The sequence below is a fragment of the Gilvimarinus sp. DA14 genome, assembly GCF_024204685.1.
Taxonomy (GTDB): Bacteria; Pseudomonadota; Gammaproteobacteria; order Pseudomonadales; family Cellvibrionaceae; genus Gilvimarinus.
The window spans coordinates 2,288,286-2,308,416 of record NZ_CP100350.1 but is presented as its reverse complement, the minus strand read 5'-3'; the positions used below and the strand labels follow the sequence as shown (position 1 = coordinate 2,308,416).

The window sequence follows — 20,131 nt, the reverse complement described above, 5'->3', positions numbered from 1 at the left end:
TCCACCAAAGCCGCTGGAGCACTAGGTCGATCATTAACAAAACCGAAGGAAGGTATGTCAGCAGCCTATCGCAGCGGTCATTACACGCTATCGGAAGTCGGGCAAGTCTTTGGCTACATAATGATCAGTCGTGGCGTAAAGAAACTCGATGGATAGGGTGTCAAATGTAAGGTCTGAGCCCATTGATTGCAAATGGTACAGCTCAGGGCTACTACCTAGGGTTGCAGATACAACCAAATTTAGACAACCCAAACTATGGAGTGTACAGAGATGGAGTTACTGTTATCGTGTTAACGGAAGCACGAATGCAGCGCTCTCCCGCGCCTTGGCTAATACAGGTTTTGGTGAAGGTGGAGTAGAACAGTTGTATATACCTAATTTCAGAAATTCTCTAGAACCACTTTTTTCCATACCATTCAAAAAGGTCGAAGGAAATGAGTAAATTTATAGATGTGTCAACTGGAGCGGTATGTATCGCAGGGGAGTATGTACAAAAAGAATGTGGAGTTCCTCGAGCTATAATTCCCGACGAAGAAATAGATATGGAAAATGGTTGGAAAATTAAGATTTTTAAAAACATACAGATTGGCGGTTTTGAAGGGCAGATAGCTTTACACTCTTATCTTGGAACGCTTAATCAGGCGACCGTAGGCTTCAACGCGTGTGTTTACGGTACGATCGAAGATAGGTTTTCTTGCCACAACAAAATTCTAAAAGAATGCCTAGGTAAGCCAAGTGATAAAAATGATATTTCAGTATCCTATATATACGAATGGGGAAGGGTTTCATCCGTTTTAGACAAGCAAAAATCTATGTCTAGCGTCATAAAAATACACTGGAGCTTGAAGATCAATAGGGTCAGAGTCGTTGATTTGAGTTGTTGAATTTTGAGAGTGGTTTGGTTGTTTTAGATTTTTAAGATTAGGACAAATGATTCGTTCAAGGAGGAGCAAATGCCCCGTCTTCGTCGTCCATATCTGCCTGGTTGTGCACAACACGTTATTCAACGCGGAAATAATAGAGAAGCCTGTTTCGTTGTTGATCAGGATTATACGACTTACCTCTTCCACCTAAAAAGGTCGGGGTCAGAAGGTCGGGGGAAGGTCTTGAATTGTGAATTCGACGATTGGAAGTTCCGAGGACAGTTTACTTAATTCAATTCATAGCCTATCGGTTTTATTGTACCTAATACTCAAAGTTTGACAGGAGATGCTTATGGCAAGGATGTCTCGACTGGTTGTGCCGAATTACCCTCATCGTATTACTCAACTCGGTGCGCGCCGAAAGGTCATCAGCGTCACGTCTTGAATTGAGAGTTCTGTAGTATCTATGCACCTCTAAATTTAAAATTACAATAAACCTAGGAGAAGTTATGCGTTATATTCTTATCACTATTTTTTGTCTTGGTTTTCTATCAGCCTGTGGCTCTAACCCGCCAAAGAAAACATTGGTGGTGCCTGACGCGCAAGGTTATCAGTTGGCTGATGTCAGTGTGACTTTAGAAGAGAAGCATACCGTTGAAGGGTACCCAGATGAACGTGCGTTTGAAAAGCAGTTTAGTGAGAACCTCCGCTCGTCGCTGTCGGAAGTGGGGGGCTTGGTAATTTCAGGCGAGGAGAACTCCATAAGGCTTGAGGTTACATTAGGCTACTTCCGCCATTTTTCTGGCGAGGATACTTTTGCGCCATCGAGCTCTGTAGCTACCCCGACTTTCGGTTACACCTACCAGTTCTACCAGGGCGATAAACTTATCGATAGCTACAGTAAAGCCAATCAGACCCTGAGTCAGGGTTTTCTTAATAACTTAAAAACAGTTGCCACCGCAGGCCTGGGTAACGACTTTAAAAAAGAGCAGGAGGATTTACAGAAAATCGCAAACTCAATGGCCGCAGAGCTGAAGAAAATGCTCTGATAGTCGGTCGCAGGTAATGGGGTCATATGTGACCCCGGTCCTACCTCTCCTATCGTTGACGTAAAGCGCTTATGTTAGCATTCTGTTTTCACGCAAATGGCAATCGAGGCGCATTTTATGACTTCAGACCTGCGAGACAGAGTAATCGAGCTTTGCAACAGCCCAGAGTTTCAAAAGGTCCTTCAAGCGCATTGCCTTGGGGTGTCGGCAGCGAAGCTGAACACTCATATTTATGCTGGCGATCAGATGCTTGATCACTCCCTAAAGCACCATAACGACGCCAATGCGGCGACAAGTCAGTACTACAACGTTGCCTTACAACAGTTTAATACCGTACGCCAGATTTTAGAGCTCACTCATATAATGAGGGAGCCAGCATTTAAGTTCCTTGATTTCGCCTGCGGCTACGGTAGGCTCATCCGCTTTCTAAGTGAAATGGTTGAAAAAGAGAAGGTTACGGGAGCCGACATTCAAAAGAATGCCACTGAGTTCGTCGAGCAAGAGTTCGGCGTTAAAACCCTTGTTTCCTACCCTTGCCCCGATGATTTTAAGCCTGGCGAGCAATATCAAGTTATTTGGGTTGCATCGTTATTCTCGCACCTGCCAAAAGCATTGTTTAAGCAATGGCTAACCAGGTTAGCAGAGCTTCTCGCGCCGAATGGGATTTTGTGTTTTAGCGTTCATGATGCGGCTTTATTGCAAGGAACAAGAAATTTTTCTGAGGAAGAGGGGTTTTTGTATTTGCCGGAAAGCGAGAATGCGGATCTTGACACCAGTATATACGGCAACACTTTCGTTAATGAGCAATTTGTACTAAGTACCATTCACGATGTTTGTGGCGAGGCCCGGACCACCTTCAGACTGCCTAAAGGCCTGGCCCACGAACAAGACGTATACGTTGTGGGCGGCACTGAGCGAAAGTCGCTAGCGGTACTCAACGAAATTCGTCGTGGACCATGGGGATGGGTAGACGAAAGAATGATCACTAGAGAAAAAGGACTGTATTTACGCGGCTGGGCCGCATCCATTGATGATGGTGCACTTCGAAGCGTTAATATAACTATTGATGGTAAGCAGTATACTTGCCCGACCGGGCTATCGCGGCCCGATGTCGGGCGCGCTTTCGAAAATACGGCTTTAAATTCATCGGGCTGGGAGTTCTGCATACCTTACGAGAAAATTGCCGATAAGCGGTCCATTTATGTTCTCGTTAGCGCGGAAACTGACCAGCAAGAAAAGGCGCTTCTGTACACTGGATTTATGGAGGTTCCAACTGACGCCTAGCCGTGTGCCGCAAATTAATTAGTTCAAGAGCATCAGCTTCGGGCCTTACAAGTGACGCTTCGGGTAGGTGACTGAGTTTGAGGTGGCTTGTCTTTTTAAGGTTTACTTTTATTAAAGTGCAGGATAAATCTTTCGAGGCGTGCGATTGAAGCTTTCACTTTGATGCGCCGACAACTCAGCTAGGAGTAAGCTTTAGCCTCCGAGAAGATTCAAAAATTGACGTCTGGCGGCGATTTTCGAATCTCCTCTTTTCACACTTACCGTCTCGCAATAATCCATACCGCATGAACGATGCCGGGTATATACCCACATAAGGTCAATAGTATATTTAGCCAAAAGTGCAGGCCGAAACCTACTTGCAAAAATACCCCTACTGGGGGTAGTAGAATTGAGAGCAGTACTCGAATAACGTCCATAATGTTTCCTTGTGAGTGAAAATAAGGCGCCGCTCGGGCGAACGGCGCCTGAAGTTTTTATGCTACTTGGCGTTGGTGTTTGCCTTCAGCTAACTCTTCCAACACTTTGCGGTTAAAATCTTCCAGATCTTCAGGACTGCGGCTGGTTACCAGCCCGCTGTCGACCACTACTGGTTGATCGTGCCAGTTGGCGCCCGCATTGATGAGGTCATCTTTGACCGTGGGGTAGGACGTGATATCGCGTCCATTGACCACACCCGCGCTGATAAGCACCCAAGGGGCATGACAAATGGCGGCTACGGGTTTGTGTTGTTTAAAAAAGTTGCGGGTAAACTCCAGTGCCTCTTTATTGGCTCGGAGCGTGTCCGGGTTAAACAGGCCGCCGGGTAATACCAGCATATCGTAGTCGTCGGCACTGACGTCATCGAGCACTTTGTCCACCGGGTAATCTTTGCCCCAGTTGGTTTTGGCCCACGCGGTAATCTGGCCGCTTTTAATTGACACAATATCAACATCGACGCCTGCGGCGTCCAACGCTTCACGTGGAGATGACAGCTCCGATTCTTCAAAGCCGTCGGTGGCAAGAATTGCTACGTGTTTACCTTTTACTGACTTAGACATAATTACCTCCTGACAGTAATTGTGGTTTCGATCAGGAGGTTGCAAAGTGTGGGCCGGATACGCAAAACCTTCTGCGACCCGCTGTTTTGCGAGAAATAGGCGTCAATGGAGAGGCGAGTTTTGCATTGCTTGCAAACGGCTTGCGGTGGTATGTGATTTTTACAAAAATCTTTGCTCAAGCCACAGGCGCGCGTCTGTCATTGTCGAGAAAACGGCGGTGGCGCTGCTAAAGTCGTGACCCGCCGAGTACTCGTTTTCTACCACAATGCATTCTAGACCACAGGCAAGAGCCGATTTCAGGCCGGTCGGACTGTCCTCGATGGCAATGCATTCGTTGGCCTCAAGCCCCATTTTCTGCAGCGCATATTGATAGACATCAGGCGCTGGCTTGGCGTGCCTTACATTGTCGCGGCTGGCGACGATAGAGAAATAACGATCAAAGCCATGCTGGGTCAGTGTGGGTTTGACTTCGTTGTATGAGGCACCAGTAGCAATGGCTGTTTTGAGGCCCTGATTAACCACCCATTGCACACACTCTTGGGCACCGGGGATCAGCGGGCAGGCTTCACTGCCCAGTACCCGTTGGGTGGCAATTTCACGCGCGGCAAATAATTCATCGCTGCTAACAGGCAAGGAATAGGCGTTAACCAGGTACTCTGCATTTTGCTGAGTGGGAACGCCCGCCAGGTGGTCTTTGTATTCACGCTCTGGGAAGTCAATGCCGTAGGTTTTAAGCAGTTCTACCCAAAGGCCGTAGTGTTTGCGCTCGGAATCTACCAGAGTGCCATCGTGGTCAAAAATAATGCCTTTGATCATAACCTTAGCCCTGTTTCGGAAGGCGCCGATTATAGCACGGGCATAAAAAAGGGCCGCTTGGCGGCCCCGTGCATTGGTGGTTTACTTTGGTTACTCGGCGATATCGCCGACCTTAAAACCACTGCCGCTGGCCACCTTGGCCTCTGCGTAGGCGGCCTCAACATTGGTTAGCTTGATTGTGCCGATGGTGTCATAAGTCACTTTAAGTATGGCGCCCGTGGCCGGGTCTTTGATTTCGCGACCTTTGCGCTTAACGGTCAGGGTGTCGCCGCTGGTAAGTCCCGCACCACTACCTGCGTTGAGAATAATGGCACTTCCGGCAACATCGGCTAACAGAATGGGCTGTGCGCTTACCGAGCCGCCAATACCCCCGCCTTCAAGGTCTGCGTCGGCGAGCTTTTGGGTAAGTTCTTGAATGGCGCCTCGCATGGCTTCTGAGGCGTGCTTTTCATTCCAGCCCTCACCTCCGCCAAAACCAAAAACACGGACATTCATGGAAGCTTTGTTGCCATTGCCGGTGTCGGCAAAGACAATGCGTGCGGTGTTTACGTCCACCAGGCGTACATCGACCGTGGCGTAGTAGCCTTTTTTACCCACGTGCACTCCGCCACCGCCGCCGCCGGCGCTGCTGTCACCGTATTCAGTCACAGCCCCTGTGACAATGTATTCAACCCCGATTAACTTACCGACCTTGGCGGCGGTGCTGACATCCATCAAGCCTGATTGACCCAGGTTCTGTTCGTCCAGGACGGCGTTTAGGCGGTCGCGTTCGTAGATATCGAAATCGGTTTCTTTCACCAATTCTGTGGTGAGCATATCGGCGGCGCCACGGCCGACCTTCCAGCCGCCGTATTGGCTTTTGTTTTCAAAATCGACCACTGCGATACGCGGCGCTGCCCAGGCATTGGACATACATACAGCTGCCAATAGCAGAGCCCCTAGCTTTACACAAATATGACGCTTCATTTCCCTCTCCTTGTCGAATTTTTAATTGTGGCACTTAATTGCGGCAATAGTAGCTAGCTGTGGGCTGAATATCTACCAGTTCAGACGTTCGTAAATGGATAAGTGCGACTATTTGCCGGATGGGTGGCGGTGTACAAACTCCCGTGTGGCTCTCACAATATAGCGCTTGCAGTGATAGGAGACAGAGCATGAAGTCCTTGTGCGTTATTGTGGCGGGGTTGATTCTCAGCTGGATTTTTACTGATGTGCGCTCAGAGAGTGGTTTTTTTAACCTGTTTATGCCGTTATGCGTTGTGCTGTTCGCGCTGGCACTAATGATTTGGACGGTGTTTGCTCTGGCGGCTCGGCGTAGTTCGGGGGCACAGCCAACCGCTTATGATGTACTCGATTCCCACGACCACGGGGGTGATGGTGGATCGGGTGGCGATTAACAGACAAAAAAATGGGTAGCCGGGAGGCTACCCTTAAGTCCGATATCATGAAGCTATCGGGGGAAGAAAGCGTTTAAGCGAGTTATCTTAATTTTTGCTGGGTAACCCGCCTCTCTAAGTTGTTAAAATTTTGTTTTTCCCGGCGTTAGACGTCCGACCTTATCTTTTTAGCCCGTGCTCCGTCTCGCGTTCACCTCGCCCTGGCTTAAGGTCCGGTGGCAGCGCATCCCTGTGCCGCGATACTGCCATTATCAGCCTAGAGGGGCTCACCGGAACCGTTATACGGCAACCATGACTTTGCCGTTTTCAATTTTTACCGCATAGGCGGTGACACTGTTATCGGGGCTTTCCAGGCATTCGCCTGTTTTCAGGTCATAATGCTCTTTATACAGCGGCGAGGCGACGCAAATGCGCTCGCCCTGGGTGCCGATGATGCCGCGCGACAAAACATTGGCTTTGCCAATAGGGTCGTAGTTATCAATGGCAAAAACTTCGTCCAGCTTGCCGACATAGAAAATCGCGATTTGCTTACCGTCAATCAGCGCGCAGACGCCGGTATCGGCATCCAGCGCGTCTTTGTCACAGACTTCTACCCATTGGGTTTGTTGTTCGTTGCTTACTGCATTTGCATTCATTGTCTGTTGCTCCTTAAGCCGTTACTTCAACGGTGGGAATTTGGTTTTCGCGCTCTTTTTCGTTGGCAGGGCGGCGCTGATCGCGCTCGACCACATAGGCCAGGTTGCTGTCGGTTTCCTCGCTGTTAACGAAGTGACGGAAGCGCTTGAGTTTCTCGGGGTTCTCAATGGTGGTTTTCCACTCGCACTGGTATTTGCCGATGTTGCTGGTCATTTCGTCTTCCAGCTCTTGGGCAATGTTCAGCTTGTCATCGATCACCACTTCGCGCAGGTAATCCAAACCGCCTTCCAGGTTTTCCAGCCATACCGAGGTGCGCTGCAGGCGATCGGCGGTGCGGATGTAGAACATCAGTACCCGGTCGATGTATTTCACCAGAGTTTCGTCGTCCAGATCGGTGGCGAACAAATCCGCGTGGCGCGGACGCATGCCGCCGTTACCGCATACATAAAGGTTCCAACCGTTCTCGGTGGCGATAACGCCAATATCTTTGGACTGCGCCTCGGCACATTCGCGAGTACAGCCGGAAACGGCAAACTTCAGTTTGTGAGGCGAGCGCAGCCCCTTGTAGCGGTTCTCGACGGCGATTGCCATGCCCACGCTGTCCTGCACGCCGTAACGGCACCAGGTGCTGCCCACACAAGATTTAACCGTGCGCACGGATTTACCGTAGGCGTGACCGGTTTCAAAACCGGCGTCTACCAGTTTTTTCCAGATCTCAGGCAGCTCGTGCAGTTGCGCGCCGAACAAGTCGATGCGCTGGCCACCGGTAATTTTGGTGTACAGGTCGTACTCTTTGGCAACCTCACCCAAAACGATTAATTTATCGGGGGTGATTTCGCCGCCGGCAACCCGAGGCACAATAGAGTAGGTGCCGTCTTTTTGCATATTGCCCAGGTAAATGTCGTTGGTGTCCTGCAAGCCCATGTGCTTGTCTTCCAGCACATAGTCGTTCCAGAAGGACGCTAAAATGGAACCTACAGTGGGTTTACAAATTTCACAGCCCAGGCCGCCGTTGCCGTGGCTGTCGAGCAGCTCGTCAAACGACTCAATCTTTTTCACCCGGACAATATCGGCCAGCTCGGCGCGCGAGTAATTGAAGTGCTCGCAGAGGTGGTTGTTGACTTCCACGCCCAAGTTCTTCAACTCGTTGTCCATTACGCTTTTCACCAGAGCGGCGCAGCCACCGCAGCCGGTCGAGGCTTCGGTTTTGGCCTTAATGTCGCCCATGGTGCAGCAGCCGCCTTGTACCGCCTCAACGATATCGCCTTTGGTGACATCCAGGCACGAGCACAATTGCGCGGTGTCGGGCAGGGCATCCACACCCATGGCCGCACCAGCACTGCCGTCTGAGGCGGGCAGAATTAACTGTTCGGGCGCTTCGGGCAGGTCCATGCTGTTGACGCACATTTGCTGCAAAGTGCCATAGGCTTCTACATCACCCACCAGCACCGCGCCCAGTAATTTTTTGCGGTCTTCGCTAACCACTAAGCGCTTGTAGACTTCGTTAACGCCGTCTTCATAGGTGTAGGTTTGCGCACCGGGGGTACGCGCATGAGCATCGCCCACGCTGGCCACATCAACGCCCAGTAATTTCAGCTTGGTGCTCATATCGGCACCGGTAAACTCTTCCGCGCCACCATCAATGTGAGAGAAGGCCACCTTGGCCATTTGGTAGCCGGGTGCCACCAGGCCAAAAATTTTGCTGTCCCACAGAGCGCACTCACCAATGGCGTAAATGTCTTCGACTGAGGTGCGACAATAGTTGTCGATGATAATGCCGCCGCGCTCGCCGATGTCGATGCCGCAGTTGCGCGCCAATTCATCTTGCGGACGAATGCCGGCCGAGAACAAAATCATGTCGGTTTCTAAGTAGCTGCCGTCGGCAAACTCCATACGGTAGCGATGTTTTTCGCCAGCGGTGATGTTTTTGGTATTCTTTTCGGTGTGAACATTCACATCCAGCGCTTCAACTTTACGGCGCAGCAGGTTGCCGCCACCCTCGTCCAGCTGCACCGCCATCAAGCGCGGAGCGAATTCCACCACGTGAGTTTCCAGGCCCAGGTTTTTCAACGCATTGGCCGCTTCCAAGCCCAGCAGACCACCGCCGACTACCACGCCTACTTTGCTTTCCTTTGCTGAAGCGGTGATGTCTTCTAAATCCTCGATGGTGCGGTATACCAAGCAGTGCGGCTGATCTTTACCGGGAATGGGAGGTACGAACGGGTAGGAGCCTGTGGCCAGAATCAGCTTGTCGTAACCTTCCACTTTGCCCGAGGCGAGTTTCACGGTTTTGTTGTCGTGATCAATGTCCACTACCTTGTCGTTCAGGGTGTAAACCACGCCCGCGCTCTGATAGTGCTCTTCGCTGGTAAGCATCAAGTCATCTACGGTAGAGCCGGAAAAGTAGCTGGACAGCTTCACCCGGTCGTAGGCCAGGCGTGGCTCTTCCGAGAAGGTGAGGATTTCGTAGTTCTCGGCGTTATCACTATTGATAATACCGTCGATGAATTTGTGGCCGACCATACCATTGCCGACGACAATAATGCGTTGTTTACTCATGGCTTTCTTCCTCTGCTAATGCGGTTAGGCGCTCAGGCTCTGGTAGTGGCCTGCGTCTTTTAATTGTGATTCGATGGATTTAAGTTGCTGAGCCAGGTTGACCACCTCGCCCACCATAATGAGCGCCGGAGATTTCACGGCGTGTTCTTTAACGGCGTCGCTCAATTGACCCAAAGGCGTGGTAATGACGCGCTGGTTGTCGCGACAGCCATTTTCGATAATGGCCGCCGGGGTTGCGGCGTCGAGACCTGCTCGAGTCAACTGCTCGCTGATCAGCCCGGCGCGGGTCACGCCCATGTAAAACACCAGAGTGTGGTTCAGCCCCGCCAGGGCCTGCCAATTGAGGTTAAGTTCTTTCTCGCCGTGCCCGGTAACCAGTGTGCAACCCTGGGAGACGCCGCGATGGGTCAGCGGAATATCCGCTGAAGTAGAGCAGCCAGAGGCGGCGGTAATGCCGGGAATGACCTCGGCATCGCAGCCGGCCTGGCGCAGCTCTAATAGCTCTTCGCCGCCGCGACCGAATACAAACGGATCGCCGCCTTTAATACGGCACACTTTAAGCCCGCGCTGGGCGTGTTCAACCAGCATTTGGTTGAGATCACCCTGGGCGACACTGTGGCAGTTTTTGACCTTGCCCACATAGATCGCCGGCACATGCTTTGGGAACAACTCGCGAATATCGCTGCTGACCAGTTGGTCAAAGAAAATCACGTCAGCACTTTCAATGGCGCGTACGGCTTTTACGGTCAACAGGTCGGCATCGCCCGGACCCGCGCCCACCAGCCAAACCTTGCCACGTTGCTGCGGCGCTTTGTTCGCAAGACTGATAATGGCGGCTTGTTGTGTGCTTTGCTTGTGCATGGTGCTTTCTCACGGCTATTCAATTCGTATAACTCAAACATCGAGTTGACTTGCCTAGGGTTAGAGCAAAGACGGTGCCAGCCTCAGAAAAAATATTTGCTTTTAAAAATTATTGTTTAAAAACATTGTGTTAGAGGTCTAGTTTTTTATGGGGAAGGTTGCGTCGCATAAACAGTCGCGCATCAGAGTGGGGCGGCTTGCACCGTCATATGCACCAAGAATGAGTTTTTGGTGGGCATTAGTAGTGCTTCTTTTTGGTGCCAAATCGTAAAAATTAACTCATTTTAGATTTGTTGTGCGCTTTATTGGTTCGCTTTGGTTTGGTGGGAATGAGAAAGCTCCTGTCAGGTGCGCCTGTTCCTGCGCCCCCGGGCCTCGTGGTATACAATCTGGGTAGTGGGTTCGCTATTTGCTATTGAAGACGCCAGTGTCTTTATTAATTAGGTTTTGTGATGTCTACAGCCAACACCTTGGTCGATCGTTTTGGTCGTACGGTTAATTATCTGCGCATGTCGATAACAGACAGGTGTGATCTGCGCTGTGTTTATTGCATGGCTGAAGATATGACTTTTTTGCCACGCAGTGAAGTGTTGAGCCTGGAAGAGCTGGAGCGTTTGGCGGCGGCTTTTACCCGCCTGGGAGTAAACAAATTGCGTTTAACCGGAGGCGAGCCTCTGGTGCGCCAGGGGTTGGTCGAGTTAGTGTCACGGCTGCGCCGCCTGCCGGGGTTGCAGGAGTTATGCTTGACCACCAATGGCACGCGGCTTGATGCGTTTGCCGCCGATTTAAAAAGGGCGGGCCTGGATCGCATAAACATTAGCCTGGATACCTTGGATGAGCAAAAATTTCGCGCTCTGACCCGGTTTGGCGATATACGCAAGGTGCTAAGTGGTATCGACGCCGCGCAGCGAGCAGGGTTTACACGTATTAAGCTCAATTGCGTGGCGCTTAAAAATCGCAACGCCGATGAAGTCGTGGCGCTGGTTCGTTACGCCCTGAGTGAAGGCTTGGATATTAGTTTCATCGAAGAGATGCCGCTGGGCAAAATTGATAGCCATGGTCGTGCGGCGGAATTTATTTCCAGTGCCGAGCTGCGCGAGATAATCAGCGCCCACTTTCCGCTATTGCCGAGCAGTAGCACTAGCGGTGGTCCGGCCAGATACTGGATGAGTCCGGGGTACGGCTCGCGCATCGGATTTATTTCGCCCCATAGCAATAACTTTTGTGCCAGTTGCAATCGTGTGCGATTGACCGCTACCGGCCGCTTGCTACTCTGCCTGGGGCAAGAGCACAGTAGTGATTTACGCGCTGTGCTGCGCGAATACCCGAACGATGAGGCGAGACTAGAGGCAGCCATTGTTGCCGCTATGGACTTAAAGCCCAAGGAGCACACCTTTGACTTAAGTGCCGATGAGCCGCAAATTGTCCGCTTTATGAATACCACCGGCGGCTAGCCCCAGCCGCTTATTATCTTGTGTAAATTCTGGACTTTATATGTCAGCCAGTAGTGAATTTGTTGCTTTAAATATTGCTGTTCTTACCGTATCAGATACCCGAACCCATGCGAATGACACCTCTGGCCAGGCGCTGGTTGATGCGCTTATATCGGCCGGCCATACCCTGGCGGCGCGCGAGTTGGTGCCAGATGATATCTATCAAATTCGCGCCCTGGTGTCCCAGTGGATCGCCACCCCCGAGGTTCAGGTGGTGCTTATTACCGGCGGTACAGGCTTTGCGGGGCGCGACTCTACGGTTGAAGCCATGACGCCCTTATTCGACAAGACAGTGGTGGGTTTTGGTGAGCTATTTCGTCAAATTTCCTACCAGGAAATTGGCACATCGACTATTCAGTCGCGCGCGACGGCAGGGCTTGCCAATCGTACGTTAATGTTCTGCCTGCCGGGCTCTACAGGCGCATGCAAAACTGCCTGGGGAATTATCGAGTCTCAGCTGGATGCGCGCCACAAGCCCTGCAATTTTGTCGGCCAGCTGATATGAAAAACCTGCTTAGTGTCGAACAGGCCGCGAGGCTACTGATGGAGGCGGCGCTTAGCCAGCCGCAACCCGAGAGACAAACGATAGACATCGCATCCGCCTGTGGGCGCATTCTGGCGCAGGATATTTTGGCCCCTATGGATGTGCCCCCGGCCGCAAACAGTGCTATGGATGGTTATGCGCTGGCGGCGATGGACGGCACGCCAGGTTCGACTCTGCCGGTCAGTCAAACCATTGCCGCGGGCACCGCACCTAGACCACTGCCATTCGGTTCGGCGGCGCGTATTCTCACGGGGGCTGAAATTCCGCCGGGCGCCGATAGTGTCATTATTCAGGAAAATGTCACCCGCGATGGGGACCGGATAACTCTCAATGCCAAGGTTCAACCCGGGGCCAATATTCGCCCGCGCGGGCAGGATATTGCCAAGGGCGACTTGGTGTTGTCTGGTGGCCGGTATTTAACCCCCCAGGATATCGGTCTGTTAGCCTCCGTTGGCATTGCAGAAGTAAGTGTTTGCCAGCCGCTGCGGGTAGCACTGCTGTCCACGGGGGATGAACTGGTGGCGCCGGGAAGCCCTTTACAGGCCGGGCAGATTTATAACTCCAACCAGCCTATGCTGGCGGCTCTGGTGACTTCGCTCGGCGGCGAGGTGGTGCTGCAGCAACAAGTAAAAGATGACTACCAGGCGACATGTGAGGCTTTAAGTCATGCAGCGGCAGTGGCGGACGTGATTTTAACGTGCGGTGGAGTGTCGGTGGGCGATGAGGACCATGTAAAGCCCGCGGTGCAAGCCTTGGGCGAGTTAGATTTGTGGAAGGTCGCGATGAAGCCGGGCAAGCCTCTGGCGTTTGGCCGCGTAGCGAAAACGCCTTTTATTGGGCTGCCGGGCAATCCTGTTTCCGCCTGGGTCACTTTCCAGCTTATGGTGCGCCCGGCGCTGTTGGTGATGGCGGGTGGTCAGCAAAAGCCGCTTCTGTCTGTACGACAGCAAGCGCTGTTTGAGCGTATGCACCCCGGTGGGCGCGATGAATACGCGCGCGGCAGAATGTCCAGCAGTGGGGTTGAGCTGTTTGCCCAGCAAAGCTCCGGTGTTTTGTCATCGGTAGCATGGGCCGATTGTCTGGTGCGATTGCCTGCGGGGGAGGTCATTGAGCGAGGTCAGTGGGTAGACGTTCTGCCGCTCGCTCAGTGGTGCTGCTAACCTTGCCGGTTACCAGCACCAGGAGTTGGGCAGCTGCTTCAGTAGTTGCTTGCGGCTGTGTATCAACTCTTTATAAGAGGCCATAAGCTCAAAATCCACTGCCTGGCCAGCCAATTTTAGCTCGTGTACCTGACGTTCCAGCCCAGTAATTTCCGAGATAAGCTTCTGGCGTAACCGGCCTGTGTGGTTGATATTGATGGAAACACCGAAGGTGTCAGCGTTGCGGGCGCGAGCCTGTGACATAACAATCTCCCTTTTCTTGCCACTGCCAAATAAATAGAAATAACAGCCTAGCACGGCCCCAAGTCGGCCGTTAGATTATTTTGTGTTTTGCCGCTAGCAGATGTTTATGTTGTGCTATATGCCCGACTATTATTGTGATTGCAGCCACGCCTTGGCCATAAAAAGTGCGGCGATGGTGCGTCCTTCGATAACCTCATCACGCATAACCAGGGCCAGCAAATCATCGATATTACAGGGCACTACTTCAATGGGTTCTGGCTCATCGCCTGGCAGCCTCTCGGCATAGAGATCGCGCATCAGAAGGACATTGATCTTGTGCTCCATATAGGCGGGGGACAAATGGATGCTTTTGAGCCAGTGGATATTGCTCGCCCCATAGCCTACCTCCTCTTTGAGCTCGCGGTTGGCGGCCTGCTCCGGGGTTTCGCCCCGGTCGATTGCGCCCTTGGGTAGGGCGAGGTGATAATCCTCCAGGCCGCCCGCGTATTCGCGCACCATTAATACTGTAGAGTCATCCAGCATGGGAACCATAAGGACTGCTCCGGGGCCGCCGCTACACAGCTTTTCATACACACGTTGCTCGCCGTTGCTGAATTTAAGGTGTAGTTCGTCGGCACGAAACAGACGGCTCTTGGCGACGGTATGCCGTTTGATGATTTCGGGTTTAGTGGGCATTGGTGATTGGTTTCGTTCGGGTGGATGACAAAAAGCCATGGTAGCATAGCCGCAGGTGCAACTTTACCGCTCCTAAAGGCGTCCTACGGACAATAACAAGGCAATGCCGCACAGAAAAAGGAAGCCTCGGCCATGATTCGCCTGGAAAATATCCATAAATCTTACCAAACCGGAGATCAGCGCTTACACGTCTTAAAGGGTATCGATCTGCATATCCGTGAGGGAGAGCTGGTATCTATTATGGGGTCGTCCGGCTCGGGTAAGTCTACCCTGCTGAATATTCTCGGGGTGCTAGACTCCCACGACGCCGGCCACTATTTTCTCGCCGGGCAGGAAATTACCCACCTTAAAGAGCGCCAGGCGGCACAATTGCGCAATGCATTTATCGGCTTTGTGTTTCAGTCGTTTAATCTGTTGCCGTTCAAATCGGCGCTGGAGAACGTGGCCCTGCCTCTTTACTACCAAAAGGTGGGCAGGCGCGAGCGCAACCGCCGGGCGGCAGAGTATTTAGATATGGTGGGGTTGGCCGACCGCGCCGAGCATATGCCCAATCAATTATCGGGCGGGCAAAAACAGCGGGTCGCAATGGCTCGGGCTTTGGTAACCCAGCCCAAGGTCATACTCGCCGATGAACCCACAGGTGCGCTTGACAGTAAAACCACTGCTGAAGTCATGCAGGTGATGCAACAGGTTCACGAGCTGGGCAATACCATTGTGATTGTCACCCACGAGCAAGATATTGCCGATCAGACCGAGCGCTGTATTATTTTGCGCGATGGTCTGGTGGTGAACGATGCAAAGCTTGCCTCCGGAGCCATGGGGTGATCGACGGCCTACAAGAGATTTTCTACACACTGCGGCGCAATAAATTGCGCACCGCACTCACGGCCTTTGGCGTGTTCTGGGGAATCTTTATGTTAATTCTGCTGCTCGGCGCCGGGCGGGGCATGCAAAACGGTGTGATGGATAGTTTTGCCGACAACGCGCTGGACACCATTATTATCTGGAGCGGCACCACCTCGGTGGCTTATCGGGGGCAGGGCCTGGGGCGGCGTATCGGTTATACCGACGATGATATTACCGCGCTGCGCCAACAGGTGGATGGCCTAAGGTTTATCACCGGCGCCAACTCCATGGGGCAGGGGACGGTTACTTACGGCAATAAAACCGGCTTCTTTGATCTCTACGGTATTGACGACACCTACTTTAAAATCCGCGACCAGGTGCCTTTTCCGTCGGGTCGCACGGTAAACTATCTCGATAACTTTGAAACGCGCAAAGTTGCGGTGATCGGCACCAGTGTGCGCGATCGCCTGTTTGGCGCCAATGCGCAGCCCGAAGGAAAAATGATACAGGTCAATAACATTAATTTGACCGTTATCGGAGTCTTTCACGATCGCAATAACAATGGCCGCGACTCGGAGCGGGTTTTTGTCCCCTACAGCACATTTACCAAAACCTTTGGCCGTGGCAATCAGGTACACGTGATTTGGGCGCGTCCTAAACCCGATGTAGACGGATTTGCTTTGGAAGAGGAAATTGTCACGCTGCTTAAAAAGCGCCATAACGTTTCCCCGCAAGACCATCGTGCGATTCAAACGTTTAATTTTGCCGAGCCGGCCAAGATGGTGAAAGGGTTGTTCGTCGCTATCAATGGCTTTATTTGGTTTGTCGGGCTCGGTACTTTGACAGCGGGTATCGTCGGTATCAGCAATATTATGATCATTACCGTAAAAGAGCGCACCCGCGAAATCGGTATTCGCAAAGCCCTGGGGGCAACTCCATTTTCCATCGTCAGCACATTGCTGTTGGAGTCGATTCTGGTAACCAGTATTGCCGGTTATGCGGGCCTGGTATTGGGGGTGGCTTTGATTGAATTGATGGCTTACGGGCTGCAGGTAAGTGGGGCGCAGATGGAGTTCTTTAAGCGCCCAGAAGTGAATTTTTCTGCCGCGGTCACCGCCCTGGTGCTGTTGGTTGTGGTGGGTGGGTTGGCCGGATTAATGCCAGCCATTCGCGCCGCCCGAATTCCGCCTATAGAAGCTATGAGGGCGGAGTAATGAGTCTGGTGGATGTCGATAAATGGAGGGAGATTTTCACCACTCTGGGCCAGCATAAATTGCGCACATTTCTTACCGCGTTTGGGGTTTTCTGGGGCATTTTTATGCTCTCCATATTACTCGGTGCGGCAAAGGGATTAGAAAACGGCGTCATGGCAGGTTTCCCTCAGGTGCCCAATGGAGTATTTATTTGGTCCGGCAGCGAAACCCAAATCCCTTATAAAGGCCATGGCATAGGCAGGCGTGTCACTCTGTTGCCGGAAGATGTAGATGCGGTGCGAAAAAATGTGAGTAGTGTGGGATTTGTGCGCGGGCAAAACAGTATTGGTATCTGGGGCGGCACGCCACCATACACTGTTTACGAAGATAAAAACGGAACTTTTTTTGTGCAGGGATCCCACGAGGGGATGGCATTAATGCATTCACTGGAAGTGACGGCGGGCCGCTACTTGAACCAGATTGACACCGAAAAAAAACGCAAGGTTGCTGTTATTGGTGCGCGGGTTAAGCAACAGCTTTTCGCTAGTAGCGAGACTGTTTTGGGTGAGTACATCACCATCAATGGTATTAGTTTTCAGGTGGTGGGCACCTTTAAATCGCTATCCAAAGGTAATACTACTCAGGAAGAGGAAAAAATATATGTGCCCAATGATACTTTGCGTTACGCCTTCAACCAGGTGGGTTGGGTGGGCAGCTTAACGATTCTTCCCGCTGAGGGCGTGCACGCCTCGCAAACGGAGCAAGAAGTATTGAGTTTTTTAAAAGAACGAAAGCATGTTCACCCAGACGATGTCGGCGTATTTGGAAGTTTTAACCTGCAGCAGGAGTTTGACAAGATTCAGGGGCTGTTTCTGGGGATTGGCTTTTTCAGTTGGTTAGTAGCTGTGGGTACGATTCTCGCGGGCGCCATAGGTGTCGGTAATATTATGTTGATTGTGGTAAGAGAGCGCACCCGCGAAATCGGCGTGCGTAAAGCATTAGGGGCAACGCCCGCTTCGATTGTCGGCATGATTATGCAAGAGTCGGTGTTAATTACCGCGGTTTCTGGTTACCTGGGGTTAGTGGCCGGGGTGTTGATTCTTGAGTTAGTGTCTAAAGCTGTCGCAATGTCCGGTGGTTCGGATATGTTTTTAAACCCCTCGGTAGACTTTGATACCGCGATGTTGGCGGTATGTATTTTAATTGTTTCGGGCTTGTTGGCCGCCTTGTTGCCGGCCGCTAAAGCTGCGCGGGTCAACCCCATTGTCGCACTTCAGGATGAATAGTAACTGGACAATAACTATGAAAAGATTTTTTCTGATTTTACTGGGTTTAATCGTTTTGCTGGTGTTTATCGGTACGGCGGTCTTTCTCTACCAGAAATCGCAGCAACAGCCCGAAGTCTTTGAGGTGGATTCTCCTTTCGTAACCACGATTGTGAACAAGACTGTTGCTACGGGAAAAGTGGTGCCGCGCAAGGAAGTTAATGTGACTTCGCAGGTGTCGGGGGTGGTGGATGCGCTGTTTGTAACGGCGGGGCAGACGGTCGAAAAGGGCGACATTATTGCCAAAATTTCACTCGCTCCCAGTATGGTGGTCATTAACAATGCCGAGTCACAATTAGAAAGCGCTAAGATCAGTTTAAACAATGCCCGACAGGAGTTGGCAAGACAGCAAAACCTGATGCAGCAGCAGCTTATTTCCGAATCAGAATACAACCGGTTTTTGCTGGATTTCGAATTAAAACAGCAGGCGGTCAATGCAGCGGAAAATAACCTGCTGCTGATTCGCGAAGGTGCAACGAAAAAATCTGATTTGGTTTCCAATGTCATTCACGCCACCAGCGACGGTATGATTCTCGATGTGCCTCATAAAGAGGGTGCCTTTATTGTCGAGTCGAGTACCTATGGCGCGGGTACGGCAATCGCCACCTTGGCTGATATGCAGGACATGATTTTTGAAGGTATGGTGGATGAAGCCGAAGTCGGTAAAATTCGCGAGGGCATGGAGCTGCTGTTAGACGTGGGCGCTCTCGGCGGCGAGCCTTTTAGTGCCGAGCTGGAGTACATCTCCCCCAAGGGGGTGGAGGATCAAGGCACCATCAAGTTTGAGATTCGCGCCGCAATCAGTCTGCAAGAGCATCTATTTTTGCGCGCCAATTACAGTGCTAACGCCGATATCGTGCTCGATAAACGCGAAAATGTATTGGCTATTAACGAAGGCAACTTGATTATTGAGGGCGACCAGCACTATGTCGAGGTGCAAACAGGGCCCCAGCAATTCCAAAAACGCACGGTGGAAACTGGCCTGTCCGACGGTATTAATATCGAGATTGTATCTGGCATTGATGAAAGTGATAAAATCAAGCGTTTGTAATCTGTACGATGAACTGGGTTGCCCCTAGTTAGAGGTGAACTATGATTAACTGGCAGTCGATAGATACCGTCATGCTTGATATGGATGGCACGCTGCTGGATCTGCACTTTGACAATTACTTTTGGGTTGAATACTTACCCCAGCGCTATGCGCAAATACACGGCCGCGAATTTGCTACAGTGCGAGACGAGCTGGCCGGACAAATTGCCTCTTATGAGGGGAGTCTGCAGTGGTACTGCCTGGACTTCTGGTCTGACACCCTAGCTTTGGATATCCGCTCGCTGAAAGAAGAGGTAAAGCATAAAATTAGCATTCGCCCCCATGTGACGGATTTTTTGGCTTGGCTGCGGCGCATAGATAAAAAAGTTATGCTGGTGACCAATGCCCATCCACAGGTGATGAGCTTAAAATTCGAAGTCACCCAAATCGATAGGCATTTTGATCTGATCGTCTCTTCCCACGAGTTTAGCCATCCCAAAGAAGCACAGGAGTTTTGGCATGCTCTGGCGGCGCGAGAACCCTTCGATCCAGCGCGAACGTTGTTTGTGGACGACACCTTGCGGGTGTTAGATTCGGCCCGCGACTATGGTATTGGACATCTGCTGGCGATTCATCAGCCGGACAGTCGAATTGCCCGCCGGGTCAGCGGATACCCAGCGATTGAACACTTCGATGAAATTATGCCTTCTGCAGAGGGCGTCTAAACGTGGAAAAAGTACGTATTGATAAATGGCTGTGGGCGGCGCGGTTCTTTAAAACCCGCAGTATCGCAAAGCAGGCCATAGAAGGTGGTAAAATCACTGCCGATGGTCAGCGCATTAAGCCCAGTCGCGAAATCACCACCGGGGTAAACTTAACCATCCGCCAGGGCTGGGACGATAAAACCGTTGAAGTGCTGGCGTTATCTGACCAGCGTCGCGGTGCGCCCGAGGCGCAAAAGTTGTACCGCGAAACTGAGCAGAGTATCGCTCTGCGTGAGCAGCGCGCCGCCGAGCGCAAAGCAGGGCTGGGTTCTTTTATTGTCAGTGAGCACCGGCCCAACAAAAAGCAGCGCCGGCAAATTCACCGCTTCAAACGAGAAATGGACGATACCCAATAG

General features: G+C 51.6%; 22 protein-coding genes. 13 read left to right on the top strand and 9 right to left on the bottom strand.

What is annotated here, in order from left to right; genetic code table 11:
- Nucleotides 1–434: 434 nt before the first annotated feature.
- The 3 genes from NHM04_RS10140 (at nt 435) to NHM04_RS10130 (ending at nt 3,196) form a co-directional block, all read left to right on the top strand.
- Nucleotides 435–884 carry a hypothetical protein gene (locus NHM04_RS10140; RefSeq protein ID WP_254263680.1) on the top strand — a complete coding sequence of 150 codons (450 nt, stop codon included), beginning with the start codon at nt 435–437 and terminating at the stop codon, nt 882–884.
- Nucleotides 885–1,372: 488 nt separating this feature from the next.
- On the top strand, nt 1,373–1,912 hold the full coding sequence (locus NHM04_RS10135) for a hypothetical protein (protein ID WP_254263679.1): 540 nt from the start codon (nt 1,373–1,375) through the stop codon (nt 1,910–1,912).
- 117 nt (nt 1,913–2,029) lie between these two features.
- Nucleotides 2,030–3,196, top strand: a complete 1,167-nt coding sequence (locus tag NHM04_RS10130; protein ID WP_254263678.1) for a class I SAM-dependent methyltransferase — start codon at nt 2,030–2,032, stop codon at nt 3,194–3,196.
- A 257-nt stretch (nt 3,197–3,453) separates the two neighbouring features.
- On the opposite strand, the gene NHM04_RS10125 is transcribed toward NHM04_RS10130, so the two are convergent.
- From NHM04_RS10125 to NHM04_RS10110, 4 genes are all read right to left on the bottom strand, one after another.
- On the bottom strand, nt 3,454–3,612 hold the full coding sequence (locus tag NHM04_RS10125; RefSeq protein ID WP_254263677.1) for a YqaE/Pmp3 family membrane protein: 159 nt from the start codon (nt 3,610–3,612) through the stop codon (nt 3,454–3,456).
- Nucleotides 3,613–3,669: 57 nt separating this feature from the next.
- Nucleotides 3,670–4,233 (bottom strand): type 1 glutamine amidotransferase domain-containing protein, encoded by a 564-nt coding sequence (locus tag NHM04_RS10120; protein WP_254263676.1) that lies wholly within the window; start codon nt 4,231–4,233, stop codon nt 3,670–3,672.
- 159 nt (nt 4,234–4,392) lie between these two features.
- The gene (locus NHM04_RS10115; RefSeq protein ID WP_254263675.1) at nt 4,393–5,049 is read right to left on the bottom strand and encodes an HAD family phosphatase; all 657 of its coding nucleotides are present in this window, start codon (nt 5,047–5,049) and stop codon (nt 4,393–4,395) included.
- Nucleotides 5,050–5,139: 90 nt separating this feature from the next.
- Nucleotides 5,140–6,015 carry a CsgG/HfaB family protein gene (locus NHM04_RS10110; RefSeq protein WP_254263674.1) on the bottom strand — a complete coding sequence of 292 codons (876 nt, stop codon included), beginning with the start codon at nt 6,013–6,015 and terminating at the stop codon, nt 5,140–5,142.
- Between the two features lie 188 nt (nt 6,016–6,203).
- On the opposite strand from NHM04_RS10110, the gene NHM04_RS10105 reads away from it, so the two are divergent.
- Nucleotides 6,204–6,446 (top strand): hypothetical protein, encoded by a 243-nt coding sequence (locus NHM04_RS10105; protein ID WP_254263673.1) that lies wholly within the window; start codon nt 6,204–6,206, stop codon nt 6,444–6,446.
- Between the two features lie 278 nt (nt 6,447–6,724).
- Here NHM04_RS10105 and nirD read toward each other — a convergent pair whose 3' ends face one another.
- From nirD to cobA, 3 genes are read right to left on the bottom strand one after another with little or no spacing between them, the layout of a single operon-like run.
- Nucleotides 6,725–7,081 carry a nitrite reductase small subunit NirD gene (nirD, locus tag NHM04_RS10100; RefSeq protein ID WP_254263672.1) on the bottom strand — a complete coding sequence of 119 codons (357 nt, stop codon included), beginning with the start codon at nt 7,079–7,081 and terminating at the stop codon, nt 6,725–6,727.
- Between the two features lie 13 nt (nt 7,082–7,094).
- The gene (nirB, locus tag NHM04_RS10095) at nt 7,095–9,641 is read right to left on the bottom strand and encodes a nitrite reductase large subunit NirB (protein ID WP_254263671.1); all 2,547 of its coding nucleotides are present in this window, start codon (nt 9,639–9,641) and stop codon (nt 7,095–7,097) included.
- A gap of 24 nt (nt 9,642–9,665) precedes the next feature.
- Nucleotides 9,666–10,502 (bottom strand): uroporphyrinogen-III C-methyltransferase, encoded by an 837-nt coding sequence (cobA, locus tag NHM04_RS10090; RefSeq protein ID WP_254263670.1) that lies wholly within the window; start codon nt 10,500–10,502, stop codon nt 9,666–9,668.
- A gap of 452 nt (nt 10,503–10,954) precedes the next feature.
- On the opposite strand from cobA, the gene moaA reads away from it, so the two are divergent.
- From moaA to glp, 3 genes are read left to right on the top strand one after another with little or no spacing between them, the layout of a single operon-like run.
- Nucleotides 10,955–11,956, top strand: coding sequence for a GTP 3',8-cyclase MoaA (gene moaA / locus NHM04_RS10085; protein WP_254263669.1), 1,002 nt, complete (start codon nt 10,955–10,957; stop codon nt 11,954–11,956).
- A 40-nt stretch (nt 11,957–11,996) separates the two neighbouring features.
- Entirely contained in the window at nt 11,997–12,500 is a 504-nt protein-coding gene (gene moaB, locus NHM04_RS10080; RefSeq protein ID WP_254263668.1) for a molybdenum cofactor biosynthesis protein B, read from the top strand.
- Nucleotides 12,497–13,699 carry a gephyrin-like molybdotransferase Glp gene (gene glp / locus NHM04_RS10075; protein WP_254263667.1) on the top strand — a complete coding sequence of 401 codons (1,203 nt, stop codon included), beginning with the start codon at nt 12,497–12,499 and terminating at the stop codon, nt 13,697–13,699. Before moaB ends, glp begins: the two co-directional genes overlap by 4 nt.
- Before the next feature lie 9 nt (nt 13,700–13,708).
- Here the strand turns inward: glp and NHM04_RS10070 are convergent, their stop codons facing one another.
- The gene (locus NHM04_RS10070; RefSeq protein WP_254263666.1) at nt 13,709–13,942 is read right to left on the bottom strand and encodes a hypothetical protein; all 234 of its coding nucleotides are present in this window, start codon (nt 13,940–13,942) and stop codon (nt 13,709–13,711) included.
- Nucleotides 13,943–14,071: 129 nt separating this feature from the next.
- The gene (gene nudE, locus NHM04_RS10065) at nt 14,072–14,617 is read right to left on the bottom strand and encodes an ADP compounds hydrolase NudE (RefSeq protein WP_254263665.1); all 546 of its coding nucleotides are present in this window, start codon (nt 14,615–14,617) and stop codon (nt 14,072–14,074) included.
- A gap of 132 nt (nt 14,618–14,749) precedes the next feature.
- Between nudE and NHM04_RS10060 the strand changes: the two genes are divergently transcribed.
- The 6 genes from NHM04_RS10060 to NHM04_RS10035 are packed head-to-tail and all read left to right on the top strand — an operon-like array spanning nt 14,750 to nt 20,131.
- Nucleotides 14,750–15,442, top strand: a complete 693-nt coding sequence (locus NHM04_RS10060; protein WP_254263664.1) for an ABC transporter ATP-binding protein — start codon at nt 14,750–14,752, stop codon at nt 15,440–15,442.
- Nucleotides 15,439–16,677, top strand: a complete 1,239-nt coding sequence (locus tag NHM04_RS10055; protein WP_254263663.1) for an ABC transporter permease — start codon at nt 15,439–15,441, stop codon at nt 16,675–16,677. The genes NHM04_RS10060 and NHM04_RS10055 overlap by 4 nt, the downstream gene beginning before the upstream one ends.
- Complete coding sequence (locus tag NHM04_RS10050) at nt 16,677–17,942, top strand: ABC transporter permease (protein WP_254263662.1); 1,266 nt, start codon at nt 16,677–16,679, stop codon at nt 17,940–17,942. The genes NHM04_RS10055 and NHM04_RS10050 overlap by 1 nt, the downstream gene beginning before the upstream one ends.
- A gap of 16 nt (nt 17,943–17,958) precedes the next feature.
- Nucleotides 17,959–19,032, top strand: a complete 1,074-nt coding sequence (locus NHM04_RS10045) for an efflux RND transporter periplasmic adaptor subunit (protein WP_254263661.1) — start codon at nt 17,959–17,961, stop codon at nt 19,030–19,032.
- A 41-nt stretch (nt 19,033–19,073) separates the two neighbouring features.
- Nucleotides 19,074–19,736: a GMP/IMP nucleotidase gene (gene yrfG / locus NHM04_RS10040; RefSeq protein WP_254263660.1), complete on the top strand. Its 663-nt coding sequence runs from the start codon at nt 19,074–19,076 to the stop codon at nt 19,734–19,736.
- Between the two features lie 2 nt (nt 19,737–19,738).
- Nucleotides 19,739–20,131 carry an RNA-binding S4 domain-containing protein gene (locus NHM04_RS10035; RefSeq protein WP_254263659.1) on the top strand — a complete coding sequence of 131 codons (393 nt, stop codon included), beginning with the start codon at nt 19,739–19,741 and terminating at the stop codon, nt 20,129–20,131.